19 protein-coding genes are annotated in these 17,337 nt (G+C 67.1%); 11 read left to right on the plus strand and 8 right to left on the minus strand.

Features of this window, described 5'->3' with window-relative positions:
* Positions 1 to 8 precede the first annotated feature (8 nt).
* The 4 genes from rpsK to infA form a co-directional block, all read right to left on the minus strand.
* Positions 9 to 428 (minus strand): 30S ribosomal protein S11, encoded by a 420-nt coding sequence (rpsK, locus tag VET27_RS03140; protein WP_526515038.1) that lies wholly within the window; start codon positions 426 to 428, stop codon positions 9 to 11.
* A gap of 4 nt (positions 429 to 432) precedes the next feature.
* Complete coding sequence (rpsM, locus tag VET27_RS03145) at positions 433 to 807, minus strand: 30S ribosomal protein S13 (protein WP_526411675.1); 375 nt, start codon at positions 805 to 807, stop codon at positions 433 to 435.
* Positions 808 to 979: 172 nt separating this feature from the next.
* The gene (gene rpmJ / locus VET27_RS03150; protein WP_079925868.1) at positions 980 to 1,093 is read right to left on the minus strand and encodes a 50S ribosomal protein L36; all 114 of its coding nucleotides are present in this window, start codon (positions 1,091 to 1,093) and stop codon (positions 980 to 982) included.
* 25 nt (positions 1,094 to 1,118) lie between these two features.
* Positions 1,119 to 1,340 (minus strand): translation initiation factor IF-1, encoded by a 222-nt coding sequence (gene infA / locus VET27_RS03155; RefSeq protein WP_284228622.1) that lies wholly within the window; start codon positions 1,338 to 1,340, stop codon positions 1,119 to 1,121.
* Between the two features lie 235 nt (positions 1,341 to 1,575).
* Here infA and VET27_RS03160 point away from each other — a divergent pair, with 235 nt between their 5' ends.
* The 9 genes from VET27_RS03160 to mmsB all read left to right on the plus strand — a co-directional run bounded on the left by VET27_RS03160 (position 1,576) and on the right by mmsB (position 11,979).
* Positions 1,576 to 3,273, plus strand: a complete 1,698-nt coding sequence (locus VET27_RS03160; protein ID WP_526515041.1) for an FAD-dependent oxidoreductase — start codon at positions 1,576 to 1,578, stop codon at positions 3,271 to 3,273.
* Positions 3,274 to 3,287: 14 nt separating this feature from the next.
* Positions 3,288 to 4,757 (plus strand): ATP-binding protein, encoded by a 1,470-nt coding sequence (locus VET27_RS03165; RefSeq protein WP_526515043.1) that lies wholly within the window; start codon positions 3,288 to 3,290, stop codon positions 4,755 to 4,757.
* A gap of 38 nt (positions 4,758 to 4,795) precedes the next feature.
* Complete coding sequence (locus VET27_RS03170; protein ID WP_526515045.1) at positions 4,796 to 5,626, plus strand: LLM class F420-dependent oxidoreductase; 831 nt, start codon at positions 4,796 to 4,798, stop codon at positions 5,624 to 5,626.
* Positions 5,627 to 5,653: 27 nt separating this feature from the next.
* Complete coding sequence (locus tag VET27_RS03175; protein WP_526515047.1) at positions 5,654 to 6,511, plus strand: LLM class F420-dependent oxidoreductase; 858 nt, start codon at positions 5,654 to 5,656, stop codon at positions 6,509 to 6,511.
* Between the two features lie 27 nt (positions 6,512 to 6,538).
* Positions 6,539 to 7,534 carry a dTDP-glucose 4,6-dehydratase gene (gene rfbB / locus VET27_RS03180; RefSeq protein WP_526515049.1) on the plus strand — a complete coding sequence of 332 codons (996 nt, stop codon included), beginning with the start codon at positions 6,539 to 6,541 and terminating at the stop codon, positions 7,532 to 7,534.
* On the plus strand, positions 7,531 to 8,142 hold the full coding sequence (gene rfbC / locus VET27_RS03185) for a dTDP-4-dehydrorhamnose 3,5-epimerase (protein WP_526515051.1): 612 nt from the start codon (positions 7,531 to 7,533) through the stop codon (positions 8,140 to 8,142). Before rfbB ends, rfbC begins: the two co-directional genes overlap by 4 nt.
* A gap of 238 nt (positions 8,143 to 8,380) precedes the next feature.
* On the plus strand, positions 8,381 to 9,901 hold the full coding sequence (locus VET27_RS03190; protein ID WP_526515053.1) for a CoA-acylating methylmalonate-semialdehyde dehydrogenase: 1,521 nt from the start codon (positions 8,381 to 8,383) through the stop codon (positions 9,899 to 9,901).
* 9 nt (positions 9,902 to 9,910) lie between these two features.
* Positions 9,911 to 11,086, plus strand: a complete 1,176-nt coding sequence (locus VET27_RS03195) for an acyl-CoA dehydrogenase family protein (RefSeq protein ID WP_526515055.1) — start codon at positions 9,911 to 9,913, stop codon at positions 11,084 to 11,086.
* A 17-nt stretch (positions 11,087 to 11,103) separates the two neighbouring features.
* Positions 11,104 to 11,979 carry a 3-hydroxyisobutyrate dehydrogenase gene (gene mmsB, locus VET27_RS03200; RefSeq protein ID WP_526515057.1) on the plus strand — a complete coding sequence of 292 codons (876 nt, stop codon included), beginning with the start codon at positions 11,104 to 11,106 and terminating at the stop codon, positions 11,977 to 11,979.
* Here mmsB and VET27_RS03205 read toward each other — a convergent pair.
* Positions 11,965 to 12,744 carry an HAD family hydrolase gene (locus tag VET27_RS03205; protein WP_526515059.1) on the minus strand — a complete coding sequence of 260 codons (780 nt, stop codon included), beginning with the start codon at positions 12,742 to 12,744 and terminating at the stop codon, positions 11,965 to 11,967. The two genes, mmsB and VET27_RS03205, sit on opposite strands and share 15 nt — an antisense overlap.
* A gap of 102 nt (positions 12,745 to 12,846) precedes the next feature.
* On the opposite strand from VET27_RS03205, the gene VET27_RS03210 reads away from it, so the two are divergent.
* Together VET27_RS03210 and VET27_RS03215 are read left to right on the plus strand one after the other, a co-directional pair.
* Positions 12,847 to 13,515: a response regulator transcription factor gene (locus tag VET27_RS03210; protein WP_526515061.1), complete on the plus strand. Its 669-nt coding sequence runs from the start codon at positions 12,847 to 12,849 to the stop codon at positions 13,513 to 13,515.
* Positions 13,512 to 14,723 (plus strand): GAF domain-containing sensor histidine kinase, encoded by a 1,212-nt coding sequence (locus VET27_RS03215; protein ID WP_526515063.1) that lies wholly within the window; start codon positions 13,512 to 13,514, stop codon positions 14,721 to 14,723. The genes VET27_RS03210 and VET27_RS03215 overlap by 4 nt, the downstream gene beginning before the upstream one ends.
* On the opposite strand, the gene VET27_RS03220 is transcribed toward VET27_RS03215, so the two are convergent.
* The 3 genes from VET27_RS03220 to VET27_RS03230 all read right to left on the minus strand — a co-directional run bounded on the left by VET27_RS03220 (position 14,720) and on the right by VET27_RS03230 (position 17,331).
* On the minus strand, positions 14,720 to 15,223 hold the full coding sequence (locus VET27_RS03220) for a MarR family transcriptional regulator (protein WP_526515065.1): 504 nt from the start codon (positions 15,221 to 15,223) through the stop codon (positions 14,720 to 14,722). The two genes, VET27_RS03215 and VET27_RS03220, sit on opposite strands and share 4 nt — an antisense overlap.
* Before the next feature lie 69 nt (positions 15,224 to 15,292).
* Entirely contained in the window at positions 15,293 to 16,321 is a 1,029-nt protein-coding gene (locus tag VET27_RS03225) for a pyridoxal phosphate-dependent aminotransferase (RefSeq protein WP_526515067.1), read from the minus strand.
* Positions 16,318 to 17,331, minus strand: coding sequence for a 3-oxoacyl-ACP synthase III family protein (locus VET27_RS03230; RefSeq protein ID WP_526515069.1), 1,014 nt, complete (start codon positions 17,329 to 17,331; stop codon positions 16,318 to 16,320). Before VET27_RS03230 ends, VET27_RS03225 begins: the two co-directional genes overlap by 4 nt.
* Positions 17,332 to 17,337 lie beyond the last annotated feature (6 nt).

Here is a 17,337-nt window from a genome sequence, read left to right on the forward strand (position 1 = left end):
TATCTCCTCTAGACTCGGCGCCGCTTGGGCGGGCGGCAGCCGTTGTGCGGCTGCGGCGTGACGTCGGAAATGGCGCCGACCTCGAGGCCGGCGGCCTGCAGGGAACGGATCGCGGTCTCGCGGCCCGAACCGGGGCCCTTGACGAACACGTCGACCTTCTTCACACCGTGCTCCTGCGCCTTGCGGGCCGCATTCTCTGCAGCCAGCTGCGCGGCGAACGGGGTCGACTTGCGTGAACCCTTGAAGCCGACGTGACCCGACGACGCCCAAGCGATGACGTTGCCCTGCTGGTCGGTGATCGACACGATCGTGTTGTTGAACGTGCTCTTGATGTGGGCGGCGCCGTGCGGAACGTTCTTCTTTTCCTTGCGGCGCGTCTTCTGGCCCTTCTTGGGGCCGGCGGTGCCGCTCTTCTTGGTGGGTGCCATTTTCTTACCTGGCCTTCTTCTTGCCGGCGATGGTGCGCTTCGGGCCCTTGCGGGTGCGCGCGTTGGTCTTGGTTCGCTGGCCGCGCACCGGCAGGCCGCGACGGTGCCGCAGACCCTGGTAGCAGCCGATCTCGATCTTGCGACGGATGTCGGCCTGCACCTCGCGGCGCAGATCGCCCTCCACCTTCAGCGAGGCTTCGATGTATTCGCGCAACTGCGAGACCTGCTCATCGCTGAGGTCCTTGGTGCGCAGATCCCTGTCGATGCCGGTGGCCGACAGGATTTCCTGGGAGCGGGTACGGCCGATGCCGTAGATATAGGTCAGCGCGATCTCCATGCGCTTGTCGCGCGGGAGGTCTACGCCCATGAGACGTGCCATCAGGCAGTAATTTCCTTCTGCTGTTCGGAGGTCTGTTCCCAGTCCGTTCCCGCCAGCCCGAGGGCTCTTTAGACGGGGCCCGGCCTCCGTGCCGGGCGTGCTGAGCGGCCTATCCGCTCAGTGGTACTGGGAGGTCGTCATTCAGTTGTGGTGTTCGGTAGAGCTTGCGCGACTAGCCCTGACGCTGCTTGTGGCGTGGGTCAGAGCAGATCACCATGACCCGCCGATGGCGACGGATCACCCTGCACTTGTCGCAAATTGGCTTGACGCTCGGGTTCACCTTCACGGCGGTCGATCCTGTTCTGGTCTGGTTACTTGTAGCGGTAAACGATGCGGCCCCGGGAGAGGTCGTATGGAGACAACTCGACGACGACGCGGTCCTCGGGCAGGATGCGGATGTAGTGCTGCCGCATCTTGCCGCTGATGTGCGCGAGCACCTTGTGTCCGTTCTCCAGCTCAATGCGAAACATCGCATTGGGCAGGGGCTCGACCACGCGGCCCTCGACCTCGATGGCACCCTCTTTTTTACCCATGTCCTCCGTAATTCCCTATCTGGCGCCGCAAGCACCGCCTCCGACTACAACACGTGAGCCAGATTGGTAAATTCCAGGACAGGGCACGCAAGAGTCGGCGCGGAAGCCGCACCGTCGGTCAATGGTACCCGCTCCCGCGCCCTCCCCAAAATCGCCGAATCCCCGGCTCGGCGTTCGCTTAGAGCCTTGCCCTTGGTCCGATATGCGCTGGACGACCAGCGCATAATTGGTCGTGATGACTGGACCTGCTTCCCAGCCCCGCAAACCCGCAATTCTGACCGTGGACGACGATCCCGCCGTGTCCCGGGCAGTCGCCCGTGATCTGCGCCGCCACTACGGCGAACGGTATCGCATCGTCCGCGCCGAGAGCGGCCCCGACGCCCTGGCCGCCCTCAAGGAACTCAAGCTGCGTGGCGACACCGTCGCGGTGCTCGTCGCCGACTACCGGATGCCGCAGATGAGCGGCATCGAGTTCCTCGAGAAGGCGATGGACCTGTTTCCGCTGGCGCGGCGGGTGCTCTTGACGGCCTACGCCGACACCCACGCGGCGATCGACGCCATCAACGTCGTCGACCTCGACCACTACCTACTGAAGCCGTGGGACCCACCCGAGGAGAAGCTCTACCCCGTCATCGACGGGTTGCTCGAGGAGTGGCGAGCCGTCGGCGACCGGGCGATGCCGTACACGAAGGTCATCGGCCATCGGTGGAACCAGAGGTCGTGGGAGGTGCGTCAGTTCCTGGCGCGCAATCAGTTCCCCTTCCGCGCCTTCATGGCGGACGAACCCATGGGCAAGCAGCTTCTCGAAGCCGCCGGGCTCGACGGCCTGCAGCTGCCGGTGGTGATCTCCGAGAAGGGTGACGCGCTGGTCGAACCGACCGACGGTCAGCTGGCCGAGTTGCTCGGGCTGTCCACCGAACCCTCGCTGCAGATGTACGACCTCGCCGTCATCGGCGGCGGACCCGCGGGCCTCGCCTCGGCGGTGTATGGCGCGTCCGAGGGGCTCGAGACGGTACTCATCGAACGCACCACCACGGGCGGCCAGGCCGGCCGGAGCTCGCGGATCGAGAATTACCTGGGATTTCCCATCGGTGTCTCGGGTGCCGAGCTGACCAACTCCGCCCGCAGGCAGGCGGAGCGGTTCGGTGCCGAGGTGATCACCACCCGCGACGTCGTCAAGCTGCACGTCGGTGAGGCCGCGCCCACCATCGAGTTCGAGGATGGCAGCACCATCGGCGCGCGGTCGGTGATCCTCGCGACCGGCGTCGAGTACCAGGAACTGAAGGTCGTCGGGTGCTGGAATGACCCCGAGGATCCCGATGGCTGTAACTACGTCGGCCGCGGCGTCTACTACGGCGCGTCTGTGTCGGACGCCGAGGAATGTCGCGACGAGGACGTCTACATCGTCGGCGGCGCCAACTCGGCGGGCCAGGCCGCGATGTTCATGTCCAAGACCGCCAGGTCGGTGACGCTGCTGGTGCGCGGCCCCTCCTTGGAGGCGTCGATGTCGCACTACCTGATCGAGCAGATCGAGAAGAACGACAAGATTCACGTCCGGACCTGCACCGAGGTGGTCGACACGGTGGGGGAAGACGACCACCTCTCGGGACTGGTGCTAGTCGACAGGCAGTCGGGTGAGCAGTCGACGGTGACCTGCGGGCGGATGTGCTGCTACATCGGCGCCACCCCGCGGACCGCCTGGCTCGACGGGGTCCTTGCCCTCGATGACCGCGGGTTCGTGCTGGCCGGGCCGGATCTCAAGGACGTGTGCGGCTGGAGCCGGGACCGTCCACCGCATCATCTGGAAACAAGCGTGCCCGGTGTGTTCGTTGCAGGTGACGTGCGCTCGGAATCCGCGAAGCGGGTGGCGGCTGCCGTCGGCGAAGGGTCGATGGCGGTAATGCTGGTGCACCGCTACCTGGCCGAGGCCTAGAAAGGACGACCCCGATGGGCGAAACATGTCTGCCCGACGAACTCCGGACGCTGTTCCTCTTCGAGAAACTGACGGACCGACAGCTGGAGTCCCTGTGCACGCACGGGCATCTTGCCCGCTTCGAGCCGGGGCCCATCTGCGTCGAGGGTGAGGCGGCGACGTGCTTCTACGTCCTCATCGAGGGCGAGTTGGTGATGTCGAAGCGTTCCGGCGGTGCGGACATCGAGACCAACCGGACGTCTCAGCGAGGGGTCTACTGCGGTGCGTGGAGCGCCTACGTCGACGGCGTACCCCAGGTCTACGAATCGTCGGTTCGCGTCTCGAAGCCGTCGAAGTTCTTCGTGCTCGACGCAGCGGCATTCGGAAACTTCGTCAAGACCGAGCTGCCGATGGCCGTGCATCTGCTCGAAGGCCTCAAGGTGGGTGGGCTACGGCAACGGCAGATCATCGACCAGCGGGAGAAGCTGCTGGCTCTCGGCCAGCTGTCGGCCGGTCTGACCCACCAACTCAACAACCCCGCGGCAGCTGCGGCGCGCGCGGTCTCCGATCTGCGCGAGAAGATCGCGGGGATGCGCCACAAGCTCGCCATGCTCGCCGACGGCAAGTTCAGCCCCGAGGGGTTGCGGGTTCTGGTCACCATCCAGGAGGAGGTGGCCGAGCAGGTCGCCAAGTCGAAGGCGCAGGAGCTCACCGCGCTGGAGGCGTCCGACCGCGAGGACGCGATTGGCGACTGGCTGGAGGACCACGGCATCGCCGGGGCGTGGGACTACGCGCCGACCTTCGTCGAGGCCGGCTTGGATACCGACTGGCTGGAACGGATCTCCGCATCGGTGGACGAGGTCGACGCGACGGCATCGCTGCAGGGTGCGATCGGCTGGCTGAGGTACACCATCGACACCGAGCTGATGATGAATCAGATCGCAGAGGCCAGCAGCCGCATCTCGGCACTGCTGGCGGGTGCCAAGCAGTACTCGCAGATGGACCGCGCGCCCTATCAGAGCGCGAACGTGCACGAACTCCTGCGCAGCACCATCATGATGTTCGGCGAGAAGCTGGGCAAGGACAAGCCGGTCAAGCTGATCAAGGAGCTTGACAAGTCGTTACCCGAAATCCAGTGCTACCCAGGCGATCTCAATCAGGTGTGGACCAACGTCGTCGACAACGCGATTCAGGCGATGGGCGGTCAGGGCACGTTGACCATCCGGACCTGCGCGGTCGGCGAGGACGCCATCAAGGTGGAGATCTGCGATGACGGCCCCGGTATCCCCGCCGACATCGTCGACCGCATCTTTACGCCGTTCTTCACCACGAAGGCCTTCGGCGAGGGCACCGGTCTCGGTCTCGACCTGGCGTGGCGCATCGTCGCGCAGAAGCATCACGGCAACATCCGCGTCGAGTCGAAGCCGGGCGACACCCGCTTCGTCATCGTCCTGCCGTTGGTCGCGCCGAAGCCCGAGGAAGCACCCGCCGACGCCGCGGAGTAGCGACGGAAGTCACGCGGCTCACACTGGTTGACCCGACCATGACGAAACCCAATCTCGGCAATTTCGGCGTGTTCGGTCGCGGGGCCACCCCGGCCCAGGCCAAGGACATCGAGGCGCTGGGTTACGGCGCCATCTGGGTCGGCGGATCTCCCCCGGCCCAGCTCGAATGGGTCGAGCCCCTGCTCGACGCGACGAGCACTCTTCAGGTGGCCACGGGCATCGTCAACATCTGGACTGCGGCGGCCGGCGCGGTGGCCGAGTCGTTCCACCGCATCGACGAGGCTTACCCGAAGAGGTTCCTGCTCGGTATCGGCGTCGGGCACCCCGAGGCCCACGCCGAGTACGAGAAGCCCTACGACGCGCTCACCGAGTACCTGGACAAGCTCGACGAGTACGGCGTCCCCAAGGATCGTCGCGTCGTCGCCGCACTCGGGCCACACGTGCTCGAATTGTCGGCTCGCCGTAGCGCGGGCGCCCACCCGTACCTGACCACGCCCGAGCACACCAGGCAGGCGCGCGAACTCGTCGGACCCGATGCATTCCTCGCTCCCGAGCACAAGGCGATCCTCACGACCGACCCCGAACCAGCTCGCGCCGTAGGCCGCAAGGCGCTGGAGATCTACCTGAGCCTGGCAAACTACACGAACAACTGGAAGCGGCTCGGATTCACCGACGAGGACATCGCCAAGCCTGGCTCGGACGAGCTGGTGGACGCCTTCGTCGCCTACGGCACCGTGGACGCCATCGCCGCCCGACTCTCCGAACACCTCGCCGCGGGCGCCGACCATGTTCCGGTTCAGGTGTTGACGGGTACTGACAAGCTGGTGCCCGCGCTCGCCGAACTGGCCGGGCCGCTCGGCCTACAGTGACCCGACCTCGACCCGAAGGGATCGCGCATGACTGACGTATCCGAGCTCAAGCCCAAGCTGGGGCGCTTCGGCGTCTGGACCCCGGGGCCAGTGACACCCGAGCAGGCCGTCGAGATCGAGAAGCTGGGTTACGGCGCCGTGTGGGTGGGCGGATCACCCGCCGCGGAGCTCGCGTTCGTCGAACCCCTGCTCGAGGCGACGACGACGCTCCAGGTGGCGACCGGCATCGTCAACGTGTGGTCGGCCCCGGCGGCCGAGGTCGCCAAGTCCTATCACCGCATCGAGAAGGCCTACCCCGGTCGGTTCCTGCTCGGCATCGGCATCGGGCATCCCGAACACTCCGACGAGTACCGCAAGCCGTACGACGTCCTGGTGGAGTACCTGGACGCCCTCGATGCGGCCAGCGTTCCGACCAGCCGTCGCGTCCTCGCGGCGCTGGGTCCGAAGATGCTCGAGCTCTCGGCGAAGCGCAGCGCCGGAGCGCACCCCTATCTCACGACGCCCGAGCACACCGCTCAAGCCCACGACCTGATCGGCAACGCGGTGTTCCTGGCGCCGGAGCACAAGGTGGTGCTGGCCAGAGATGCGGCGCAGGCTCGCGAGATCGGCCGCCAGACCGTCGAGTTCTACCTCGGCCTGAGCAACTACGTGAACAACTGGAAGCGACTGGGATTCACCGACGTCGACGTCGAGAAGCCGGGCAGCGACAAGCTCATCGACGCCGTGGTGGCCCATGGGACGCCGGACGACATCGCCAAGCGCTTGCAGGAGCACGTCGACGCGGGAGCCGACCACGTCTGCATCCAGGTGCTCGGCGGCCAGGACGCACTGATTCCGACGCTGGCCGAACTCGCGGGTCCATTGGGGCTCTCGGCCGACGGCTAGATCGGCCAACCGCTAGAGTTTGTCATCATGCGTTTGCTGGTCACAGGGGGAGCCGGCTTCATTGGCGCAAACTTCGTTCACGCCGCGGTGCACGAGCATCCCGAGGTTCGGGTGACGGTGCTCGACGCGCTGACCTATGCGGGCAGCCGCGAGTCGTTGGCGCCGGTCGCCGACGACGTGCGTCTGGTACACGGGGACATCAGCGACGTCGCACTGGTGGAGAAACTGGTCGCCGAGTCCGACGCCGTCGCGCACTTCGCCGCCGAAACACACGTCGACAATTCACTGGCCGACCCGGAGGCGTTCCTGCGCACCAACGTCGTCGGTACGTTCACCGTGCTAGAAGCGGTGCGCAGGAACGGCATTCGACTGCACCACGTGTCGACCGACGAGGTCTACGGCGACCTGCCGCTCGACGATCCCGCGCGCTTCACCGAATCGACGCCGTACAACCCGTCGAGCCCGTACTCGGCGACCAAGGCCGCGTCGGACATGCTGGTGCGCTCGTGGGTGCGGTCCTATGGCGTGCGCGCGACGATCTCGAACTGCTCCAACAACTACGGGCCGTACCAGCACGTGGAGAAGTTCATTCCGCGCCAGATCACCAACGTGCTGACGGGCCGACGCCCCAAGCTGTACGGCGCGGGAGCCAATGTCCGCGACTGGATTCACGTCATCGACCACAACCGTGCCGTGTGGCGCATCCTCTCCGACGGGGAGTTGGGGCGGACGTATCTGATCGGGGCAGACGGAGAGCGCGACAATCTGACGGTCATGCGCACCCTGTTGCGGTTGATGGACCGCGATCCGAACGACTTCGATCACGTGACCGACCGGGCGGGCCACGACCTGCGGTACGCGATCGACCCGTCGGCGCTTCGCGACGAACTGGGGTGGATGCCTCAACACGGCGACTTCGAGTCCGGCCTCGCCGCGACCATCGAGTGGTACCGCGACAACGAATCCTGGTGGCGCCCGCTGAAAGACGCGTCCGAGGCGATGTACGAGGAGCGCAACCAGTGACCTTTCGCGAGCTCTCGGTCACCGGCGCATGGGAGATCACCCCGACCGTTCGCCCTGACCCCCGCGGATTGTTCTTCGAATGGTTCACCGACGGCGAGTTCGCCGCGATGACCGGGCACCACCTCGACCTTCGGCAGGCCAACGTGTCGGTGTCGTCGGCGGGCGTCATGCGCGGGTTGCACTTCGCCCAGCTGCCGCCGAGCCAGGCCAAGTACGTGACGTGCCTACGCGGTGCAGTCTTCGACGTGGTGGTCGACGTCCGGGTGGGCTCGCCAACGTACGGTCAATGGGACTCGGTGCTGCTCGACGACCGCGACCACCGGACGATCTACCTGTCCGAGGGTCTCGCTCACGGTTTCCTTGCGCTGCAAGATGATTCGACGGTCGCCTACCTGTGTTCGGCGGGCTACTCCCCTACCCGCGAGCACACCATCTGCCCTACCGACCCCACCATCGGAATCGACTGGCCTCTGGTCGACGGCGCCGAGCCGAACCTGTCCGAGCGCGACGCCGCAGGACCGACTCTTGACGACGTGCGGGCCGCCGGGCTGCTGCCGACGTGGGACGAGGCGCAGGCGTTCGTCGAAGGATTGCGCAACTCGCACTGACCCGAGGGGCGAGAGGCCACCCTGCGATGTGAAACGTCATATCGCCGGCGATATCACGTTTCACAAGGTGACTAAATAGCACGCGTCTTCAGAACCGCGAGCGTGCGCGGAGTCGGATTACTTGGCGGCGTGTCGGCCGCAAACACGCACGCTCGCGCACGGATGGGGCCTTGCGCACGCGGCCGCGGAGTTACTAGGATGTCCTAGTAATCGCGATTACTGCCGAAGGACGGGCGCCATGACCACACAGATTCCGCACTTCATCGATGGCCAGCGGGTAGCCGGCCAGTCCGGCCGCACCGCCGACGTTCTGAACCCCAGTACGGGCGACGTCCAGGCCCAGGTCCCGATGGCCTCCACGGACGAGGTCGACGCCGCCGTGGCGATCGCCGTGGAAGCCCAGAAGGAGTGGGCGGCCTGGAACCCGCAGCGCCGGGCCCGCGTGATGATGAAGTTCGTCGAGCTGGTCAACGAGAACGCCGACGAGCTCGCCGAACTGCTGTCGCTGGAGCACGGCAAGACGGTCGCCGATTCGCTCGGCGACATCCAGCGCGGCGTCGAGGTCATCGAGTTCGCGATCGGCATCCCGCATCTGCTGAAGGGCGAGTACACCGAGGGCGCAGGCGGCGGCATCGACGTCTACTCGCTGCGCCAACCGCTCGGCGTCGTCGCCGGCATCACCCCGTTCAACTTCCCCGCGATGATCCCGCTGTGGAAGGCAGGCCCCGCGCTGGCGTGCGGCAACGCGTTCGTGCTCAAGCCAAGCGAGCGCGACCCGTCGGTCCCGGTCCGGCTCGCCGAGCTGTTCCTCGAGGCCGGCCTTCCCAAGGGTGTCTTCCAGGTCGTACACGGTGACAAGGAGGCCGTCGACGCCATCCTGAACCACCCCGACATCCAGGCCGTAGGATTCGTCGGCAGCTCCGACATCGCTCAGTACATCTACTCGACAGCGGCGGCCAACGGCAAGCGCGCCCAGTGTTTCGGCGGCGCCAAGAACCACATGATCGTGATGCCCGACGCCGATCTCGACCAAGCCGTCGACGCACTCATCGGCGCCGGCTACGGCAGCGCAGGTGAGCGCTGCATGGCGATCAGCGTCGCGGTCCCGGTCGGCGAGGAGACGGCGAATCGGTTGCGCGCCAGACTCGTCGAGCGGGTGAACAACCTACGGGTGGGCCACAGCCTCGACCCCAAGGCCGACTACGGCCCACTCGTGACCTCGGCCGCGTTGGCTCGGGTGAAGGAATACATCGGCCAGGGCGTCGAAGCCGGTGCCGAGGCGGTCGTCGACGGCCGCGAGCGCGCCAGCGACGACCTCACCTTCGGCGACGCCAGCCTGGAGGGCGGGTACTTCATCGGACCTACGCTCTTCGATCACGTCACCACCGAAATGTCGATCTACAAGGACGAGATCTTCGGCCCCGTGCTGTGCATCGTCAGGGCAGAGACTTACGAAGAAGCACTCGCGCTGCCCTCCGAGCACGAGTACGGCAACGGCGTGGCGATCTTCACGCGCGACGGCGACACCGCTCGCGACTTCGTGTCCCGAGTTCAGGTGGGCATGGTCGGGGTCAACGTTCCGATCCCGGTTCCCGTGGCGTATCACACCTTCGGCGGCTGGAAGCGGTCCGGCTTCGGCGACCTCAATCAGCACGGACCCTCGTCGATCATCTTCTACACCAAGGTCAAGACGGTCACGCAGCGGTGGCCGTCGGGCATCAAGGATGGCGCCGAGTTCGTCATCCCGACCATGAAGTAGAGCGGCATCGTGGACTACTTCGGCCTCGACGAGGACGAGCGCGTAATCGCCGAGACGGCGGCCGCGTTCGCCACCAAACGCCTTGCCCCGCATGCGCTCGAGTGGGACGAGACCAAGCACTTCCCGATCGACGCGATGCGCGAGGCGGCCGCGCTGGGCATGGCGGCGATCTACTGCTCGGAGGACGTCGGCGGCAGCGGGCTGCGACGCCTCGACGCCGTAAGAATCTTCGAGCAACTCTCGACGGCGGATCCGACGATCGCGGCGTTCATGTCGATCCACAACATGTGCACGTGGATGATCGACACCTACGGCACCCCCGAGCAACGCAAGAGCTTGGTTCCGCGGCTGGCGTCGATGGAGCTGGTGGCCAGTTACTGCCTGACCGAGCCGGGCGCGGGCTCCGATGCAAGTGCGTTGCGCACCAAGGCTGTTCGCTCGGTCGATTCCCAAGGCGAGCACTACGTCATCGACGGGGTCAAGCAGTTCATCTCCGGGGCGGGCGCGTCCGACTTGTACGTCGTGATGGCGCGCACGGGGGGCGACGGCCCCCGTGGCATCTCGGCGTTGGTGGTCAACAAGGACACGCCCGGCGTCAGCTTCGGCGCCGACGAGTACAAGATGGGCTGGAACGCACAGCCCACCGCGCAGGTGGTGTTCGAGGGCGCCCGGGTGCCCGTCGACGCGATGCTGGGCGGCGCCGACGGTGAGGGCACCGGCTTCGCCATCGCGATGAACGGACTCAACGGCGGCCGGATCAACATCGCCGCCTGCTCACTCGGCGGTGCGCAGGCCGCCTACGACAAGGCGGTGTCGTACCTCGCCGACCGCGAGGCGTTCGGCATCACCCTGCTCGACGAACCGACCATCCGGTTCACGCTCGCCGACATGGCCACGAAGCTAGAGACGTCTCGAAACCTGTTGTGGCGGGCCGCCTCCGCGCTCGAGGCGAACCATCCCGACAAGGTCGAGTTGTGCGCGATGGCCAAGCGCTACGTCACCGACGCCTGTTTCGACGTGGCCGATCAGGCCCTGCAGTTGCACGGCGGCTACGGCTATCTGCGCGAGTACGGGATTGAGAAGATCGTCCGCGATCTGCGGGTGCACCGCATTCTCGAGGGAACCAACGAGATCATGCGCGTGGTGATCGGGCGAGCAGAAGCCGCCCGGGCGCGCGCGTCTTAGTTCAGGAGGAGCCACCGATGGCGACGATCGCGTTCTTGGGACTCGGCAACATGGGCGGTCCGATGGCCGCCAACCTCGTGACGGCAGGGCACGCGGTGCGCGGCTTCGATCCGGTGCCGGCTGCCAAGGCGACCGCGGAAGGCAACGGCGTCAACGTCTTCGACGCCGGCGTCGAGGCGGTCGACGGCGCCGACGTCGTCATCACCATGCTGCCCAACGGTGAGCTGGTACGGAGCTGCTACGACGAGGTGCTGCCCGCCGCGAACGACGGTGCGCTCTTCATCGACAGTTCCACGATCTCCGTCGACGATGCCCGCAGTGTCAATGCGCAGGCCGCCGAGCGTGGCTTCGCGCAACTCGACGCACCGGTGTCGGGGGGCGTCAAGGGCGCCGTCGCGGGCACGCTCGCGTTCATGGTCGGCGGTGAGGACGAGGCGGTCGAGCGCGGCCGTACCGTTCTGGAGCCGATGGCGGGCAAGATCATTCACTGCGGAGCGTCCGGTTCCGGCCAGGCGGCCAAGGTGTGCAACAACATGGTGCTCGCCGTGCAGCAGATTGCCATCGGCGAGGCGTTCGTCCTCGCCGAGAGACTCGGCCTCTCGGCACAGTCGTTGTTCGACGTGATCACCGGAGCAACGGGCAACTGCTGGGCCGTACACACGAATTGCCCAGTGCCAGGACCAGTTCCGACGTCGCCGGCCAACAACGACTTCAAGCCGGGCTTCGCGACGGCGCTGATGAACAAGGACCTTGGGCTGGCGATGGCGGCCGTGAACTCGACGGGCTCGACGGCGCCGCTGGCCACTCACGCCGCGGAGATCTACGCGAAGTTCGCCGCCGACAACGCCGCCAAGGACTTCAGCGCCGTCATCGAGCTGCTACGCGGCAGCTGAACGGTTTCCACTCGCCCACAGTCGACCCTGCAGCCGTCGACAGTCCGCGATGCGCAGGCCGTCGTAGTCTGCGCGGGCCCCGACTACATCGGGGTCGACGAGCACGCCGGCCAGCCCCACGGTCATCGCGGTTCGCAATCCTGCCTGCGACCCCGTGAAGGCCAGTGAGTCGTGCGCGGGGGCGCCCAGTTCGGCCAGCGCCAGGCGGTAGGCGTCGCCGCTCGGCATGGGCTTGCCGACGTCGTCGGCGGTGACGATCGTCTGCACCAGTCCATCGCCGACCAGTTGGCGCACGAGGGGTTCGACCCACTGGCGGCGACCGGCGCTCACGACGCCGACCGAGACGCCGGCAGTGAACCCATCGGTGATCAGTTCGACCAGACCGGCCCGCGGATCCAGATCGGCGTCCAGCATCACCTCGTCGACCATCATCGACTTGGTCAGGCAGATCTCGTCGACGAGCACCTTGAACGGGACGTCGCACTCGGTGCAGACTCCCCGCGCCCTTAGCTCGGCTGCGACGCGCTGCCGCTCGTCTGGCAACGCCAGCAGCTTGCGGTACCGCGACACGGACCAATTCAGCTTCAACCCGTGCGCGGCGAAGGCCGCGTTGAACGCGAGCCGATGGCCACCGCATTCGACGTCGGCGAGGGCATCGAGATCGAACACCACCGCGCGCAGCGGATGAGGGCCGACCTCGCTGGGGCGGGGCGAGTCCCACCAGAACCGACCTGCCCGCCGCGCTCTGTGCGGTATCGACGACATGCTTCAGAGTGGCTGACGTCACACCCACGGCGCCTCCCCCATCCGGGGGATTGAACAGGCCAACTTGGCGACCAGCTCGAATGCCGGTCCTATGCTCGTGCCATGTCCGCCGCCGCCCATCGCCCGGTCCGGCTCGTGCTGGTGGACGACCACGAGATGGTCATCGAAGGACTCAAGGCGATGCTGACGACCTTCGGCGACCAGGTCGAGGTCGTCGGCCAGGCCGTGGGGGCCGAGCGGGCGCTGAGCGTGGTCGCCGACCTCGACCCCGACATCGTCCTGTGCGACGTGCGCATGCAGGGCTCCAGCGGGCTGGACCTGTGCGCCGCACTTCGCGACCGCGATCCCCACCGGAAGGTGGTCATGCTGTCGGTGTACGACGACGAGCAGTACCTGTTCCAGGCGCTGCGCGTGGGCGCGGCCGGGTACCTGCTGAAGAGCATCAGCAGCGACGAGCTGGTGCGCCAGCTGGAGTTCGCCCATGCCGGCGAGACCGCGATCGACCCCGGAATGGCGGCGCGGGCCGTCAACACCGCCGCCCGGCTGCAACGCGACGAGTTCTGGCCCGGCGCCCGACAAGGCTTGACCCAGCGTGAGAGCGAGATCCTGTCCTACGTCGTCAGCGGGCTGTCCAATCGTGGCATCGCCACCAAGCTGGTGATCGGCGACGAGACGGTGAAGACGCACCTTCGGTCGATCTACCGCAAGCTCGGCGTCGGCGACCGCACCGGCGCCGTGGCCACGGCCCTGCGGGAGGGGATCTACCAGTGACTCCTCAGAAATCAAGTGACGTCCGTGACCTCGTCGACGCCGACCGCGAGCTCGCACTCCTGCGCGAGCTGATCCAGGCGGCGTCCAGCGGGCCAGGTGTCGAGCCGCTGGCCGAGGCCGCCGCACGCATGATCACCGCGGCCACGGGAACGGACGTCTGCTTCGTGCACGTCCTCGACGACGCCGAACGCTCGCTCACGCTGACGGGCGCGACCCCGCCGTTCGACGCGGAGGTCGGCAAGATCCGGCTGCCGTTGGGACGGGGCGTGTCGGGCTGGGTGGCCAGCCACCGAGAGCCCGTGGTGATCGTCGAGGACAAGGAGTCCGACCCGCGGTACCTGCCGTTCGAATCGCTGCGCGGCTCGGACTTCACGTCGATGGTGTCGGTGCCGATGGAAACCGACCCCGGGGGCCTGGTCGGCGTGCTGAACGTGCACACCGTCGCCCGTCGCGAGTTCACCGGCCGCGACGTCGAACTGCTGCTGGTGATCGGTCGCCTGATCGCGGGAGCCATGCACCAGGCCAGGCTCCACCGGCAGCTGGTGGCCCGCGAGCGTGCCCACGAGAACTTCGTCGAGCAGGTCATCGAAGCGCAGGAGATCGAGCGCCGTCGGCTCGCCGGCGACATCCACGACGGCATCTCGCAACGACTGGTGACGTTGTCCTACCGCCTGGATGCGGCCGCCAGGGCGGTGGGCGAGGATGCCGCCGCGGTCGCCGAGCAGTTGGGCATGGCTCGCGAGTTGGTGGACCTCACCCTGCAGGAGGCCCGCGCGGCGATCGGCGGATTACGCCCGCCGGTCCTCGACGACCTGGGTCTCGCGGGTGGGCTGGCCAGCCTGGCCAGGTCCATTCCGCAGGTGGACATCGACGTCGATCTGGCCGACGCGCGGCTTCCCGACCACATCGAGATCGCCTTGTACCGCATTGCCCAGGAGTGTCTGCAGAACGTGGTCAAGCACGCCCGCGCCACCAACGCGAGCCTGACGTTCTCCGTGGGCGACGACTCGGCGCGGCTCGAGATCGTCGACAACGGCGTTGGTTTCGACACGTTCGAGCACCCGCTCGGCGCCGACGAGATGGGTGGCTACGGGCTGTTGTCGATGGCCGAACGCGCGGAGATCGTCGGCGGCAGGCTCAACATCCGATCGCGGCCGGGTTCCGGCACGGCGGTCACCGCGACTATCCCGTTGCCCTCACCGCCCTAGAAGTCGCCGGCCTGGCGGCGCAGCGTCTCGATCGCCGCCGCCAGTGCCGCACACTCGGGGGCCGAGATGCCGATGTCCGCGAATACCTCGTCGTTGAGCGTCATCGTCGCGTCCTCCACGGTCGAGCGGCCGAGATCGGTCAACCGCACCAAGGTGGTGCGACCGTCGGTGGGGTGCGGGATCCGTTCGACGAGCCCGTCGCCCTCCAGTCTGCGGATCGCGTGGGTGACGCTGGTGACGTGGACCTGCAACCGGTCCGAGGCCTTGGTGATGGGCAGCGCGCCACTGCTGCTGAACGCCAGGAGTCGCAGCAGTTCGTAGCGCGAGAAGCTCAGGCCGTAGGGGCGCAGCGCCGTCTCGACGCGAGCGAGAAGGATCTGATGGGCCCGCATCACCGACGTGACGGCGACCATGCCGTCGGCCACCCCGCCCCAGCCGGCGCGCTCCCAGTTGTGGCGCGCCAGCGCGATTGGGTCGCGCTTAGCGGGCTGCGAGGACACGGCCCCTTCATACCGCACGCGACGCCGACATCGAGGCAACTCCGCCCGGGCGTCTTCTCCGCGGCTCGCTCACGCCACGGCGACTGCGGACAACACCGCCCTCGACGACGCCCGGTCCCCGACGGAGATGCGCACCCCGCCATCGGCGTAGTCACGTACTCGCAGGTCCGTTCCGCCGAAGACCTCGCGCCATGGCCGGCGCTGCGCGGGCAGGTACACGAAGTTGGCGTGCCCGTCGGTGCTGTAAACGCCCATCGTCCGTAGCCTGGCCCGCAGGTAGCGCCCCTCCGCGCCGATCATCCGGATTCTCTGTCGCAGTTCGGCTTCCGCATCGTAGGAGGCAGCCACCGCGACGAGGCTGCTGACGGCCATCCCGAACGGTAGTTGCATGGTCCACAACTGGCGTGCCAGGTCGGGCGCGCAGAATCCATAGCCAATCCGTAGCCCGGCCAGCCCGTACGCCTTCGAGAACGTTCTGAGCACCACGACATTGGGGAATCGCGCGATGAGCGACGGAGCATCGATGTGCAACTCCGGGGCCAGGAATTCGACGTAGGCCTCGTCGAGCAGCACCACGGTGTCCGCAGGCACCCGGCCCAGGAATCTCTCGACGTCGGCGGGAGACTCGACGGTGCCGGTCGGATTGTGCGGACGGCAGAGGACGACCACTCGCGCCCGGCTGGCGGCGTCGGCCATGGCGTCCAGATCGTGGTGCCCGTGCCGGTCGAGTGGCACGGTGACCGACCACAGCCGGGCCATCTGCGCGAAGATCGGATACCCGTCGAACGTCGGCGAGGTCATCACCATGGCATCACCGGGGCTGGTGACGGCGTGCAGGACCTGCAGCGCCACCCCGGTGGCGCCTGCGCCGATCACCACCTGCCCGTCGCGCACGCCGATCCGCCCGGCGACGAGGCTCCGCAGACGTTCGGGGAGAAACTCCGGATACCGATTGGCGACGTCGATCGACGCGACGAGTGCAGAGCGTACCGACGGTAGCGGCGGGTAGGGATTCTCGTTGAGCGACAAGGCCAGTGGATTGACGGCATTCGGCAGCGCACTCACGGCATCGGACAGGGCGCAGGAGGATGCCGTCATGCCGTCCGACCGCCCCACTGTACGGCCGCAGCGCCGGCGAAGTCGCCGGCATGGGCGAACGCCGCCATCAGCACGACGTCGCCGTGGTCGACGCGCCCGCCGCTGATGGCACGGTCCAGGTTCACCGGGATGCCCGCCGCGAACAGATTGCCACACTCGTCGAACGTGTCCACGTGCCTGTCCTCGGAAAGCTCGAGCGCCTCACGCCAGTTCCGCAGGAACACGCGGTTCGGCTGGTTGGTGACGAGCAGATCGATCTCCCTGGGCGGCAAACCGATTCGATCACACACCGCGTAGGCCACCTCGGGCACCTGGCGATTGCCCCTGGCCAGCACCTTGGTGATCTTTGACTCGGTGAAGCCGATGCAACCCTCGCCTGGGCCCGCCTGCCACCACTTGCGTGGTGGGTCGATGGCGATCGTCATGTCGCCGGCGAACTCACCGTAGGTGCGGCATTCGACGTCGAGGATTGGGGACTCGTCGGATGCGATGACCAGCCCGACCGCGGCACCGTCGCCCGGAACCGACGACTGGGCCTTGCGCCGCACGGTCTCCTGATCGAAGATCTGCCCTGCCGCATTCTGGGCGACGGCGATGATCGCGGTGCGGCCCTCGCCCGAAGACAGCAGCGTGCGGGCCAGCTTGAGCCCGAGCACGAAGGCCGCGCACCCGCCGTTGTGTAGGTCGATCACCCAATTCGGTTTCATCCCAAGGCGGTACGCCATTCCACCCCCGCCACCGTAGAACGGCATGTCGGGCATCTGGGTGTGGGTGATCAGCACGTCGACCGACGCAAGTACGTCGTTCCCGTGCCGGTCGAGCAGCCCCGCCGCGGCCCGTTCGACCATGTCGATCGCGGTCTCGTCGGGAGCGACGTGATGCCGGAAGCGCGGCGCCCGGAACATCAGGTTGTATCGCAGGCCGTCTGAGTCGGCGAATTGCGCATAGTAGTCGGCGCCCACGGGTTCGCCGGGCAGGTAGGTCGACACGTCGATCAGGCTTGCGCTCACGGCAGT

This window comes from Mycobacterium sp. (assembly GCF_035633495.1).
Lineage (GTDB): Bacteria > Actinomycetota > Actinomycetes > Mycobacteriales > Mycobacteriaceae > Mycobacterium.